The 13,349-nt window shown below is 70.9% G+C and carries 12 protein-coding genes; 7 read left to right on the top strand and 5 right to left on the bottom strand.

Going from position 1 to position 13,349, the window contains the following annotated elements:
* Positions 1–41: 41 nt before the first annotated feature.
* From ABFX55_RS15370 to ABFX55_RS15355, 4 genes are read right to left on the bottom strand one after another with little or no spacing between them, the layout of a single operon-like run.
* Positions 42–767 carry an SDR family NAD(P)-dependent oxidoreductase gene (locus tag ABFX55_RS15370; RefSeq protein ID WP_346121545.1) on the bottom strand — a complete coding sequence of 242 codons (726 nt, stop codon included), beginning with the start codon at positions 765–767 and terminating at the stop codon, positions 42–44.
* On the bottom strand, positions 764–1,618 hold the full coding sequence (locus tag ABFX55_RS15365) for a dihydrodipicolinate synthase family protein (RefSeq protein ID WP_346121543.1): 855 nt from the start codon (positions 1,616–1,618) through the stop codon (positions 764–766). The genes ABFX55_RS15370 and ABFX55_RS15365 overlap by 4 nt, the downstream gene beginning before the upstream one ends.
* Positions 1,615–2,769 (bottom strand): mandelate racemase/muconate lactonizing enzyme family protein, encoded by a 1,155-nt coding sequence (locus ABFX55_RS15360; protein WP_346121542.1) that lies wholly within the window; start codon positions 2,767–2,769, stop codon positions 1,615–1,617. The genes ABFX55_RS15365 and ABFX55_RS15360 overlap by 4 nt, the downstream gene beginning before the upstream one ends.
* 49 nt (positions 2,770–2,818) lie before the next feature.
* Positions 2,819–3,067 carry a hypothetical protein gene (locus ABFX55_RS15355; RefSeq protein ID WP_183659660.1) on the bottom strand — a complete coding sequence of 83 codons (249 nt, stop codon included), beginning with the start codon at positions 3,065–3,067 and terminating at the stop codon, positions 2,819–2,821.
* An 80-nt stretch (positions 3,068–3,147) separates the two neighbouring features.
* Here ABFX55_RS15355 and ABFX55_RS15350 point away from each other — a divergent pair, with 80 nt between their 5' ends.
* The 3 genes from ABFX55_RS15350 to ABFX55_RS15340 all read left to right on the top strand — a co-directional run bounded on the left by ABFX55_RS15350 (position 3,148) and on the right by ABFX55_RS15340 (position 5,504).
* A complete protein-coding gene (locus tag ABFX55_RS15350; protein ID WP_346121539.1) occupies positions 3,148–3,480 on the top strand; it encodes a DUF3140 domain-containing protein in 333 nt (110 codons plus the stop codon).
* 42 nt (positions 3,481–3,522) lie between these two features.
* Positions 3,523–4,287 (top strand): VOC family protein, encoded by a 765-nt coding sequence (locus ABFX55_RS15345; protein ID WP_346121538.1) that lies wholly within the window; start codon positions 3,523–3,525, stop codon positions 4,285–4,287.
* Between the two features lie 248 nt (positions 4,288–4,535).
* Positions 4,536–5,504, top strand: coding sequence for an alpha/beta hydrolase (locus ABFX55_RS15340; protein ID WP_346121536.1), 969 nt, complete (start codon positions 4,536–4,538; stop codon positions 5,502–5,504).
* A gap of 192 nt (positions 5,505–5,696) precedes the next feature.
* Here ABFX55_RS15340 and ABFX55_RS15335 read toward each other — a convergent pair whose 3' ends face one another.
* Entirely contained in the window at positions 5,697–6,740 is a 1,044-nt protein-coding gene (locus ABFX55_RS15335) for a helix-turn-helix domain-containing protein (RefSeq protein ID WP_346121534.1), read from the bottom strand.
* A 948-nt stretch (positions 6,741–7,688) separates the two neighbouring features.
* On the opposite strand from ABFX55_RS15335, the gene ABFX55_RS15330 reads away from it, so the two are divergent.
* The 4 genes from ABFX55_RS15330 (at position 7,689) to ABFX55_RS15315 (ending at position 13,335) form a co-directional block, all read left to right on the top strand.
* On the top strand, positions 7,689–8,030 hold the full coding sequence (locus tag ABFX55_RS15330; protein WP_346121533.1) for a hypothetical protein: 342 nt from the start codon (positions 7,689–7,691) through the stop codon (positions 8,028–8,030).
* 1,285 nt (positions 8,031–9,315) lie between these two features.
* Complete coding sequence (locus ABFX55_RS15325; RefSeq protein ID WP_346121531.1) at positions 9,316–10,668, top strand: ABC transporter substrate-binding protein; 1,353 nt, start codon at positions 9,316–9,318, stop codon at positions 10,666–10,668.
* Between the two features lie 802 nt (positions 10,669–11,470).
* Entirely contained in the window at positions 11,471–12,445 is a 975-nt protein-coding gene (locus ABFX55_RS15320) for a carbohydrate ABC transporter permease (protein WP_346121529.1), read from the top strand.
* The gene (locus ABFX55_RS15315; RefSeq protein ID WP_346121527.1) at positions 12,442–13,335 is read left to right on the top strand and encodes a carbohydrate ABC transporter permease; all 894 of its coding nucleotides are present in this window, start codon (positions 12,442–12,444) and stop codon (positions 13,333–13,335) included. Before ABFX55_RS15320 ends, ABFX55_RS15315 begins: the two co-directional genes overlap by 4 nt.
* Positions 13,336–13,349: the final 14 nt, after the last annotated feature.

The raw sequence follows: 13,349 nt of genomic DNA, 5'->3' as shown, positions 1-13,349 counted from the left end.
GTCCCGTCCCCCGGGTGAAGGGGGACGGGGGCGCTCTGCCGTCAGAGCCAGCGTCCGCGCAGGTCCTCGCGCAGGAAGGCGGCGGGCGAGGCGATGGACAGCCCGCCGTCGACGGGCAGGACCGTCCCAGTGACGAATCCGGCGCCGGCGAGGAAGCGCACGGCCTGCGCCACCTCCTCGGGAGTGCCGGTACGGCCCAGCGGATACCCTGCCGCCGCGTCGAGGACGCCCTCGCCGCCGATCATGCCGGGGGCGACCGCGTTGACCCTGACGCCGTGCGGGCCGTACTCCAGGGCCAGCTGCCTGACCAGCCCTTCGAGCCCCGCCTTGGCCGCCGCGTAGGCGGGCAGTCCTGGCGCGGCGAGGAAGGCGTTGACCGAGCTGACGGCGACGATCGCGCCGCCGTCAGCCTGGCGGCCGGCGGCCAGCAGGGGCATGGCGGCGCGGCTGACCGCGAAGGCGGTGCCGAGCACGGCGTCGAGCGCGGCGCGCCACTGCGCGTCGGTGGTCTCGGTGATCGGCGCGACCGGCATGACGGCGGCGGCGAGCACGACCACGTCCAGGCGGCCCGCGGCGTCGGTCACGGCCTCGACGGCCGCCTCGGCCCCTTCCGCGCTCGCGCAGTCGAGCACCAGGCTCCTGGCGAAGGCGGGCTCGCCGACCTCCTCGAGCGCGACGCCGACGACCGTGTCGCCGTCGGCGGCGAAGGCCCTGCCGATGGCGCGGCCGATCGGCGAGCTGGAGCCGATGACCAGCACGCCTCTCATGCCAGGTCGTCCAGGATGTCGTCGAGCCAGGCCAGGGTGGCGGCGTCGGCGTCGACCGCGGGCGGCCTGACCGTGGCCGAGGCGATGATGCCCCTGCGGACCAGCACGTGCTTGTGGATCGACCAGGCGATGCCGGGCTGCAGGCCGTACCTGATGAGCGGCAGCAGCCGGGTGAAGGCCGCGCGCGCCCCCGCGCGGTCACCCTCCGACCAGGTGCGCAGGACGGGGGCGAGCAGGTCGGGGAACTCGCAGGCGGGCATGGTGCCGACGGCGCCGCGCGCGTACTCCTCCAGGACGAACAGGGCGTTCTGCCCCCCGAGGACGGCGAAGTCGGCGGCGAGCGCGCCGACCTTGGGCGCGGTCGGCTGGGTCTCGATCTTGACCGACTCGACGCCCTCGAGCTTCAGCAGCTCCACGAGCAGCGAGACCGGCATCGGCACGCCGGTCTGCGCGGGCGCGTCCTGGATCATCACCGGCAGGCCGCCCTCGCCGGCCACCGCGCCGAAGAAGTCGATCACCTGCGAGCCGCTTGGCTTGACCAGGTACGGCGGGAGCAGCATCACCACGTCGGCGCCGTGCTCGGCCGCGGCCCTGACCTGCTCGATCGCGTCGAGCGTGCCGGTGGAGCCGACGCCTGCGACCACGGGGACGCCGTTGCCCGCGACGACGCCGAGGATCTTGGCGCGCTCGGCCGCGGTGAGGGCGAAACCCTCGCTGGCGAAGCCGAAGACCGCCATGCCGTCCACGCCCGACTCGAGCTGGAAGTCCACCAGGCGGCGCAGCGAGGGCAGGTCGAGCGTGCCGTCGGGGTGGAAGGGGGTGGCGAGGACGGGGATCAGTCCGCGGCTCACTGCTGCTCCTCGATCTGGGAGAGGTCGACCTCGACGCCGAGGCCAGGGGTGTCGGACAGGGCGTAGCTGACGGGGCCGCCCGCGATGGGGGCGGTCAGGACGCGGTCGGCCACGGCCATCGTGCCCGGCTGGTATTCCAGGGCGGGCATCGCCTCGATGGCGGCGGCGAGGTGCACGCCCGCCGCGACCATGACGCCGAGCCCCACCGAGTGGTGCGGGGCCACGGGGACGTGGTGGGCGGCGGCGACCTCGGCGATGGCCATGGCCTCCGTGATGCCGGTGCGGCCGACGTCGGGCTGGCACAGGTCCACGGCCCTCGCCTCCAGCCAGGCGCGGAACTCGTAGCGGTTGCGCATCGCCTCGCCGACGGCGACGGGGGTGGCCAGCGCGGCGGCGAGTTCGCGGTGCGCGGCGAGGTCCTCCGGGACGAGTGGCGCCTCGAGGAACCAGGCGCCGCGCTCGTCGAGCGCCCTGCCCAGGCGCAGCGCCTGCGACAGGTCGTAGGCCCAGTGCGCGTCGACGGCGATCCTGAGGTCGGGGTGCGTGGCCGCCACCGCGTCGTAGGTCGCCAGATCCTCCTCCACGCCGTTGCCCAGGTGCAGCTTGACGGCCCTGACCCCGCGGCCCGCCCATTCGGCGGCCAGTGCGGCGCGCTCGGCGTCGGTGGGGCGCGGCAGTCCCGAGACGTAGGTCGGCACCTCGTCGCGGAAGGCGCCGCCGAGCAGGGCGTGCACGGGCGCGCCGTGCAGCTTGCCCGCCAGGTCCCACAGCGCGATGTCGACGGCGGCCATGGCGTCGGCCTGGTGCCCGACGAGGTGGCCGCGCTCGCGCATGAGGCCGCCGAGCCTGGTCCACAGCGGACGCACCCTGCGAGGGTCCTGTCCGAGCAGGGCGGGCGCGAGCAGCCTGTCGATGATCTCCTTGAGCACCTCGGGCGCGACGGGGGCCAGCCCCTCGCCCCAGCCGTACGAACCGTCGGAGCAGGTGATCCTCGTCAGCACGGTCTCGAAGCGGGAGGAGTAGAGGCTGCGCCATGGCGGGCGCAGGAAGTAGCCCCCTTCCGCCTCCCCTGGATGAGCTCCCAGGTACGCCTCGGGGGGCACGAGCTTCACCACGAAGGTGTCCACTCGCTCGATCTTCACTTGCAACATGCGCAATACTATGGCGTATTACGCATGCAAGTTCCACATTCAGCGGCGACTATGCGCCCAGATCTCTCACCACGTTGTCGAGACGATCGGCGAGCGTCTGGAGCTCCTGCTCGGTGGCGTGCTCCCCGGGGACGAACTCCCTCAGGTCGGACCTCCTGGCGATGACCAGGCCCCGGTGGGCGTCGTCGACCTCGCCGCCTGGCATGACGACGCAGTCGCCTCGCACGAACACCAGCGTGGCGTCCGGGTCTCCCGACTCCAGAAGCTTCCTGACGCACTCACTGTCGATGAGCGGCATCGTCATCCTCCCCGCTCGCGGTGGCGTTGACCGCGACCACCTACCCGGTTTCGGCGGGAAAACGCGGGTAGCGGGTGGACATGACGAGCGAAAGCGTGGACCCGGACGGTGAACTGCTGTGGGAGGAGTTCCATCGGGTCGTCAACATGACCTCGGAAGAGCTGAGGGTCTGGCTGCTGACGGACGCCTCCGACGAGGAGACCTTCCGGCCCGGCCCTTCGCTCGGGGTGGCCGAGCTCGGCAGGAAGGTGCTGCACGTGCTGGGCAAGCGCAAGGTCGACCTCACCGACGACGATCTGGCGACCATGCGGGCCACGATCGAGTTCGTCGAGGACCATGCCGGAGGACCCGCCGAGGACGACCGCAGGCGGCACGCCCTGATGTCGGTGGGGCACGACCCGCTGCGCGCTTAGCCGCTCCCGCGTTCTGTCGGAGCGCGATGTCAAGCTGGGGGCATGCTCACCACACGGTTCGTTCCAGGAGCGCCGAACTGGCTCGATCTCGGCGTGCCTGACGTGAAGTCGGCCGCCGCCTTCTACTCAGGGGTCTTCGGCTGGTCGTTCGAGCCCGCGGGCCCCTACAGCGGCGACTACGGCTTCCTGCGACACGACGGCAAGACGGTCGCGGCCATGGGGCCCCTCACCGAGGAGGGCGCCAGCCCCGCCTGGACCACCTACTTCGCCACTCCCGACGCCGACGCCACGGCGCAGCTGGTCGAGCGGCACGACGGCAGGGTGCGCGCCGCGCCGTCCGACGTCTTCACCAGAGGGCGGCTGGCCCTCTTCACCGACCCCGCGGGCGCGGAGTTCGGGGCGTGGCAGGCCGGCGACCTGGCGGGCCTCGACCTCGTCACCGAGCCGGGCTCGCTCGGCTGGCTCGAGCTCCACGTCGCGGACCCCGAGGCGGCCCTGCCGTTCTACCAGGCGGTCTTCGGGTGGAGGGCCGAGTCGGTGCCGATGGGTCCCGCGACGTACACGGTGCTGTCGACGGGTGAGAGCGAGGACACGAGCTTCGGCGGGCTCGCCGAGCTGATGGGGGGCGAGGGGCCGCACTGGAGGCCGTACTTCGAGGTCTCCGACTGCGACGGCACGGTGTCCATGACCCAGCAGCTGGGCGGCACGGTCGTGGTGCCGGCGGAGTCGGTGCAGGGGGTGGGCAGGTTCGCCACCCTCGCCGACCCGTTCGGCGCCAGGTTCTCGGTGATCACCAGCTCCCCCTGACCTCCGGCGGGGCTCGGCGGCTCACCGCCGCCCGAACCCCCCTGCCGGCCTTCGACGCCTGGTCGTGCGTGTCATTCGGGCCGCTTTGCGCACGCTCCATGCCGGCAACATTCCGGCTCCATGCCGGCTCTCCGCTGGCTCCCCGCCATTCGGCGGGCAGATGGCGGTTCATCTCCGCCGCCTTGCGGTTGTGAGGAACCACCCCCGCCACGCACGATCGAGGTGCACGTCCCCGACCGGAAGGCTGCATGCGAATGACCCACCACCCCAACCTCGACCCCGAGCTCGCCGCCGCGATCGGGGAGCTGGTGATGCCCGACGCGGCCTCGCTGACGCCCGCCGACCTGCCCTCCCTGCGGGCCCAGGCCGCCGCCATGGTCGCCGCGTCCGCGGTGGACGACCCGCTCGTCACGATCGAGGACCTGAGGGTGCCGGGTCCCGAGGGCGCCCCCGACGTACGGCTGCGCGTCTACCGTCCCTCCGGGTCCGCGCGGAGCGCCCTGCCCTGCCTGTACTGGATCCACGGCGGTGGCATGGTCATCGGCAGGCCCGAACACGACGACGCCTTCGTCGGGCGCTTCGTGAAGGAGGTCGGCTGCGCGGTGGTGTCGGTCGACTACCGTCTCGCACCCGAACACCCCGACCCCGCGCCGATCGAAGACTGCTACGCGGGCCTGCTGTGGACCGCCAAGAACGCCGCCGAGCTGGGCATCGACTCCACACGCATAGCGGTCGGCGGGGCCAGCGCGGGCGGCGGGCTCGCGGCGGGCACGGTGCTGCTGGCCAGGGACAGGGGCGGCCCCGACCTCGCCTTCCAGCTGCTGGTCGGCCCCATGCTCGACGACCGCGACAACACGCCCTCGACGGTGCAGTTCGAGACCGCGGTGGTGTGGAACAGGGCGGCCAACGTCTTCGGATGGACCTCCCTGCTCGGCGACAGGCGGGGTGGCGATGACGTCTCGCCTTACGCGGCTCCCGCCAGGGCGAACGACCTGTCGGGGCTGCCGCCGTCGTTCATCGACGTCGGGGAGCTGGAGGTGTTCCGCGACGAGTGCCTCACCTACGCCCAGCGCCTGGCCCAGGCGGGCGTCTCCACCGAGTTCCACCTCTACCCCGGGGCCTTCCACGGGTTCGACGCGATGGTTCCCGACGTGGAGATGAGCCGCGCGGCGGGAGCGGCCCGCATCACCGCCCTGCGCCGCGCCTTCCTCCGCTGAGCCGTCTCCTTTCCACACCCTCACACCCTCCACACCCTCCGCCCTCTCCGCTCGCCGGCTCCGAACTCGCCCGCGCTGCCGGGACGGCCCAGCGGCTCAGAGGAGGCGGGCCGGCGGCTCGGAGAGGAGCCAGGTCAGCGACTCAAGGGAGGAGGCGGGCCCGCAGCTCGGGAGAGGAGCCAGGTCAGCGGCTCAAGGGAGGAGGCGGGTGAGGGCGAGGGCGAGGTGGGCGCGCAGGCGGCCGGCCGGGGCGGCGAGGGAGAATCCGAGCGTGGTCTCGGCCCTGGCGATGCGAGCCGCCATCGAGCTGTGGTGGAGGTGCACGGCCGCGGCGGCCCGCCGTACCGAACCCTCCTCGCACAGCGCCCGCACCGCCGCCGCGACCTCAGGTGGCAGCGACGCCACGGCGCGTACGTCGGCCAGCTCCGCCACCGCGGCGTCCGGGACGTGGGCGGCGAACAACGCCAGCGCGCCCAGATCGGCCGAGCGCACCACGCGGTCGCGTCCGTCCTGGCCGGTGAAGCGCAGCGCGAGGCGCGCCGCCTCCCACGAGGCGGCCACCCTGGCGGCAGGCACGGGCGGGCCGACCCCAGCGCGTACGGCGGGCGGCGACTCACTCACCTCGTCCGCCGCGATGACCACGGCCAGCTCCCCCACGGTGGTGCCCCTGGCGTGATGCCCTCGGGCGCGCAACCAGGACACGAGCGCCGGGCCGTCCTCGGCTTGCCCCGCGATGACCTGCAGCTGGGCGCCCGTGCCGAAGCCGAGCAGGCGCAGCGCCCTGGCTCGTTCGGGCTCGCCGGTGGCGGCCGACAGGACCAGCTCGATCAGCGCGGGATCGGTGCCCGAGGCGGTGCGTTCCAGCGTGACCTCGGCGGCAGCGGCGAACCGCTCCATGACGATCTCGTCGAGCCCGTGCCGATCGCCCTGACATTCCATCCAGACCGTCCCGAGGGCGCCCAGGTCACGGCTGCGTTCGCCGATCTTCTCCGTGACGGCCTTCCCGCCGCTCTCCTCGGCGCCGGCGACGGCCTTCTCGCCGGGCCTCGCGCGCCAGCGCCTGCCGGACATCGCGTCGTACAGGCCCACGGGACACTGCGCCAGCGTGGCCGTGGCCTGCAGCAGGGTCGCCACACCCACGTGGTCTCTGACCAGCGAGTCGAAGTAGGCGATGACCCGGACCGCGCTCTCGGCGCCCGCGTCGAGCGTCGACAGCCGCAGCAGAAGTCCACGCACAGGGCCAGGGTAGCCAGGATTTCCCGTGGATTCGCTGGAGCGGGGCATAGTCTGTGACAAAAATCCGTCTCCTCCCCGGGGGTCGTCTTGTCCGACCAGCAGTCCTACCCGTACGGCGAACCGCCTTCGCACACGCCTGATCCCCATGGCGCCTCCGCGGAGCCGTACGGCACGCAAGCGCCCTCCGGGTCGTACGGCGCATCCCAACCGGGCGGATACGGCGCGCAGCCTCCCAGCGGCTACGGCCAGCAGCCCGCCGGCGGCTACGACGCCCAGGCTCCGGTCGCATACGGCTCCCAGCCCGCAGGGGGCTACGGCACATCGCCCGCAGGGAGTTACGGAGCCCAGCCCGCGGGGGGTTACGGAGCGCAACCCGCATCGGGTTACGGCGCGCAGCCTGGGAGCTCCCAACCTCCGGTTGGCTACGGCTCCCAGCCGTCGAGCGGCTACGGCTCCCCCGCATCGGGAGGTTACGGCGCACAGCCGTCGAGCGGTTACGGCTCATCGGCACCGGGAGGCTACGGCACGCAATCCTCCGGGGGTTACGGCGCGACCTCGTCATCCGGTTACGGCTCCCAGCCTGCCAGCGGCTACGGCGCACCCTCCGCAGACGGCTACGGCCAACCTTCAGGTGGTTACGGAGCCCAGCCCTCGAGCAGTCATGGAGCTCAACCCTCGGGTGCTCATGGAGCTCAACCCTCAGGTGGTTACGGAGCACAACCCTCAGGTGGTTACGGAGCACAACCCTCAGGTGGTCATGGAGCACAACCCTCGGGTGGTTACGGAAGCCAGCCATCGGGCGGCTACGGATCGCCGCCCTCAGCGGGCTACGGCGCGACCCCTTCAGGGGGTTACGGCTCAACCCCCTCAGGCGGTTACAGCCCCCAGCCTTCGAGTGGATACGGCTCGCAGGCGTCGGGGGCCTACGGGGCTCAGTCCGGCGCGCCCGTGCCCTACGGTCAGCAGGTTCCCGGCCCGTTCGGACACCCCGCCGTCCCCTACGGCCACCAGGGGATGCCCGTCCCACGCGCCTCCCGCAAGGAGCCCGCGATCTCCTTGCTGCTGTCGTTCTTCTTCCCCGGCGTCGGCTCGATGATCAACGGCGACACGGGCAAGGGTGTCGGCATCCTGCTGGGCTCCTTCGCGACGCTGTTCTTCGGCTTCCTGCTCACGTTCCTCATCGTCGGATTCCTGCTGCTGCCCGTCGCCTTCGGCTTGTGGATCTGGGGACTGATCGACGCCTACCAGGGCGCGGTGAAGGCCAACCAGCGCAACGGCTACCCCGGCTGACCGGCTGCCCCTGGCTGACCGGCTGACCACCCCCGGCACCTGGCGGTGATCCAGGTGCCGGCCGAATCGACGAAAGGCCCGGAGAACACCTCACCGGGTCCGCCACGCCGCCGACAGCCTGCCCAGCCTGACCCAACCGAACGCGGCCCCCATCACCGGCCCCACGTCGGCGATGATGCCCTGGGCCCGATTCGCCGGACCCACGACACCCGAAGCCACCCCCGGCCCGGACGCCACCCCATCCACGCCCGACCGGAGACGCTTCCCCAAGCCCGAACGCCGCCCAGCTCGCGCCCGCCAGCCGAACACCTCTCCGAGACCACGCGAGAGCCGCTGGAGACCTCACCGGAGCCTGCCGCCAGTTCACCTCACGGCCGGAAAGCCGACCGACGCTGGCATATCGCCGCCATGGCGAACCTCTGGCGTCTGAGTCCAGATCAAGGACCACGCCACAGGCAACGACAGCCCACGACCCCGCCGCGCCTCCCCTCATGGCCGTCACCCTGGTACATCAGTCCACCCACCACCCGAGCACCCACACGGCACGCTGACTCTGCGGCCACGCCGGTGAATCCGGCGGCACAACCGCCTCAGCCCACAAGTCACCGCGCTCACGTCGACGACGGCCTGCCAAGCCTTGGCCACCGAACGCAGCACCCCCAACAGACCCACCACACCCACCACACCCACTGCCCCCAGCGCGCAAGCGCCCCCAGCGCCCACGGCGACAGCGACAGCGACAGCGACAGCGACAGCGGCAGCGGCAGCGGCAGCGGCAGCGGCAGCGGCGCACAAAGCCTCCAACGCAACCCCGATTCACCACCACCCACGCCGGCGATGCCTTGCCCCGGCTCAACCCCCGGCTCGCCGCCAACCCGAATCACCGGCGACGGGCGGCCCGCGTGGGAGGCGAACACCACAGGACGCCTCCGCCACCGTCACGCCGTCAAACCGCAGGACGCCTCCGCCGCCGACACGCCGTCAAACCGCAGGACGCCTCCGCCACCGTCACGCTGTGGAACCGCGGGCAGGACCGCGCGGAGCCGTCCACCAAAAGCCATGACCTGGGAGCGCTCCCAGCAAATTGGGTCGCCGATTGTTACTGGCAGTGGCGATTTGGGCGGACAACTCGCCGAAACAGTAACGGTTACATCTCGGGACATTGACCTTCTCGCACAGTTCCGCCAATCTTCGTGGGAGCGCTCCCAAATACACAGTGCGGCCTGATCGTGGCATCGGGGACCGATCGCGGCGCGCCTTCCATGACTCGGATGAGGGGTTCGGAATGTTGAACAGCAAGAACCGCGGCAGGCCGCTCGCGGCCGCAGCCGTCGTGAGCGTGCTGACCGTCACCGCCGCCGCCTGCGGCTCGGGCTCCACGGGGGACGGCACCGCCGCCACCACCTCGTCCTCGGCGTCCGCTCCCGCCGAGAAGGTCACCATCACCGTGCAGACCTTCGGCAGCGGCGAGAACTTCGGTTACGACTCCGCGGTCGAGGAGTGGAACAAGAGCCACCCGAACATCCAGATCAAGTACGACAACCTCGCGGGCAACTTCGAGTCCGAGTACCTTCCGCAGGTCAACCAGTGGCTGGAGGCGGGAAGCGGCGCGGGCGACATCATCGGCATCGATGAGAGCGGCATGGGCCAGATGGCCGCCCGTCCGCAGCACTTCGTCGACCTCGCGCAGTACGGCCTCGACAGCCGCAAGGCCGACTTCCCCGAGTGGAAGTGGAACACCGGCGTCAACAAGGACGGCAAGCTGTTCGCCCTCGGCACCGACGTCGGCGGCATGGCCATGTGCTACCGCAGCGACCTGTTCAAGAAGGCGGGGCTGCCGACAGAGCGTGAGGAGGTCGCCAAGCTCTGGCCCGACTGGGACTCCTACCTGAAGGTCGGCCAGCAGCTCAAGGCCAAGCTGCCGAAGACCAGCTTCGTCGACGGCCCCGTCACCATCTTCAACACGCTGATGGTCCAGGAGGCGGGCAAGGCCGGCAACCTGACCTACTTCGACAAGGAGCAGAACCTCGTCGTCGAGTCGAACCCCGCGGTCAAGACGGCCTTCGACTTCACGAAGAAGCTGAGCGAGGCCGGGCTGAGCGCCAAGCTCGCCGCCTGGACCGACGAATGGGCGGCGGGGCAGAAGAACGGCACCTTCGCCACCATGGCCTGCCCGAGCTGGATGCTGGGCGTGATCTCGGGCAACGCCGGTGAGGAGAACGCCGGCAAGTGGGATGTCGCCGCCGTGCCCGGCGGTGCGGGCAACTGGGGCGGCTCGTGGCTGGCGGTGCCCGCACAGAGCAAGCATCCCAAGGAGGCCGCCGAGGTCCTGAACTACCTCACCGGCAAGGAGGGGCAGCTGCACGCGTTCAAGGAGGCGGGCGGCGTGCCGAGCACCCTGGCCGGCCAGAAGGACCCGGTGGTCGCCGACGCGGTCAACGACTACTTCAGCAAGGCGCCGAGCGGCAAGATCTTCGCCGAGTCGACGCAGTCGGTGAGCCCGATCTTCTTCGGAGAGAAGCACACCCAGGTCCGCGCGGCCGTCGAGCAGGTGCTGCTGGGCGCCGACCAGGGCTCGGTCAAGTGGGGCGAGGCCTGGGCGAAGTTCGTGGCCGAGGGTCAGATGGCGGCCGGCTGACCGGGCCGCCCCACGCCACCCCCGATCGGGGCGGTCGGAGCGGGCACAGTCACCGCCTCCGGCCGCCCTCCCACGAAGAGTCCCGGGGCAAGCCATCCCCTGACAGGCGACTTCCTGCGAAGACCCTTCCCACGGGAACCGTCCGTCCATGAAGGCGGGGCGCTCCTCCCACGGAGCTCACCGCCTGCGGAAGGCGCCCTCAAGGGAACCGGCCGTCTGGGCAGGGCGAGGCGGGCTTCCCACGGAGATCGCCCGCGAACGGAGACGCTCCCACGGGAACCGCCCATCCGTGCAAGGCGAGGCGCCCCTCCAACCGAGACCGCCCGCCTACGGAGACGCTTCCCACCGGACCGGCCATCCGTGCCAGGCGAGGCGCGCCTCCTACGGAGACCGCCCGCCAACGGAGACGCTTCCCACCGGACCCGCCGTCCGTGCAAGGCGAGGTGCCCCTCCCCCGGAGATCACCCGCCTGCGGAAGGCGCCCTACTGACGGAAACCGGCCTCCTCGTGGCGGCCTGAGCCCACAGCCGGCAGGCCGGCCTCCTGCGGAGACCGGCCTGCCGCAGGAGCCCACCTCTCGCGGAGGCGAGCTTCCTGGAAGCCGCTCGCCCCACCAGGGCGGGCCCCAGATCGAAAGCCGCCGAAGTACGGACACCACCGCGGGAGCGGCGTCACGGAGGCGGCGGAAGCGGTCTTCCCCCGAAGGCCACCACATCCCACGAGAAGCCGTCCACCGCAGCCGCGACCCCACGACAAGCCATTCACGAACCATCACAGCCGCCATCCCACGAAAGGGACAGCGATGAGCCTCGACGTTGACGCGGGCCGCACCAGGCTCCGTCCGGTGCCTCCAGGCCCGCATCGGCACCGCCAGTCCGGCAGGCGACACCTGCTGTCGTGGCTGGACATGCGGGCCACCCCCTACCTGTTCGTCTCGCCGTACTTCGTGCTGTTCGCCCTGTTCGGACTGTTCCCGCTGGTCTTCACCCTGTGGGTGTCGCTGCACGAGTGGCAGCTGGCCGGCGACAGGGACTTCATCGGCATGGAGAACTACACCCAGCTGCTCGCCGACACCAAGTTCTGGAACTCCGTGGGCAACACGGTGGGCATCTTCGTCCTGGCGACCGTGCCGCAGCTGCTGATCGCCCTCCTGCTGGCCAACGCGCTGAACAAGCGGCTGCGCGGCCGGCTGGTGCTGCGGCTGAGCGTGCTGATCCCGCTGGTCACCTCGGTGGTCGCGGTGGGCGTCATCTTCACCCAGCTGTACGCCAGGGACTACGGCCTGGTGAACTGGCTGCTCGGCACGCTGGGCGTGGAGCCCATCCACTGGCAGAACCAGAAGTGGTCGTCGTGGATCGCCATCGCCACCATGGTCGACTGGCGCTGGACCGGCTACAACGCGATCATCTACCTCGCCGGGATGCAGACCATCTCCAAGGACATCTACGAGGCGGCCTCGATCGACGGGGCCACGCCCCGCCGCCAGTTCTGGACGATCACGGTTCCGCTGCTCAAGCCGACGATCATCTTCACCGTGATCGTGTCGACCATCGGCGGGTTCACGCTCTTCGCCGAGCCGGTGATCTTCGGTGGCGGCGGCATGACGGGAGGCACCGTCGGCCAGTTCCAGACGGTGGCGATGTTCATCGTCAAGGAGGCCTTCCGCGACTTCGACTACGGCTACGCCGCCGCGGCCGCCTGGATCCTCTTCCTGCTGATCCTCGTCGCCGCGCTCATCAACTTCGCCATCACCCGGGGCCTTGGGAGATCACGATGACCACCCTCCAGCACAGCAGGCAGGGAGCACGACGCCGCAGGGCGCCCACGCCCGCGGCGGGCGACGTGTTCAAGGCCACGGTGCTCACCAAGGTCATGCTCGGCTTCACCGCGATCCTGTCGATCTTCCCGATCTACTGGATGATCATCATCGCGACGCGGTCGAACGCCGACGTGCACAGCATCCCGCCGCCGCTGCTGCCCGGCGGCAATCTCGGGGAGAACGTCAGGGCGGTCTTCGAGGCAGAGAACGCCCACTTCCTGACCGGCATCATCAACTCCGTGATCGTCACGGCGAGCGTGACGGCGGCCGTGGTGCTCATCTCCACGCTGGCCGGGTTCGCGTTCGCGTCGCTGCAGTTCCGCGGGCGCAACGTGCTGCTGCTGTCGGTGGTGCTGACCATGATGGTGCCGCTGCAGCAGATGGGCGTCGTGCCGCTCTACCAGATGATGGTCACGCTGGGCTGGACGAACACCCTGCAGGCGGTGATCCTGCCCTTCCTCGTCAACGGGTTCGGCGTCTTCCTGATGACCCAGTACACCCGCCAGGCCGTACCTCGTGAACTCATCGAGGCGGCCAGGGTCGACGGCGCGAGCACCCTGCGCATCTGGTGGAACGTCGTCGTGCCGGCCGTGAGGCCTGGCATGGCCGTCCTGTCGATCCAGACGTTCATGCTGATCTGGAACGAGTTCCTGTGGCCGTTGATCATCCTGCGCGCCGACAACCCGACCGTGCAGGTCGCGATCAGGGCGCTGAACGAGAAGTACTCGACCAACTACGTGCTCGTCTTCGCGGGCACCGCCCTGTCGATCATCCCGCTGCTGCTCGTGTTCGTCTTCTTCGGCCGGCAGATCATCGGCGGCCTCATGGACGGCGCGGTCAAGTCGTGAGCGGGGCAGGCACC

Source organism: Nonomuraea roseola (assembly GCF_039535395.1).
Taxonomy (GTDB): domain Bacteria; phylum Actinomycetota; class Actinomycetes; order Streptosporangiales; family Streptosporangiaceae; genus Nonomuraea; species Nonomuraea roseola.
Note: the sequence above shows the minus strand (reverse complement) of the source record. Positions and strands in the feature narration are given on the sequence as shown.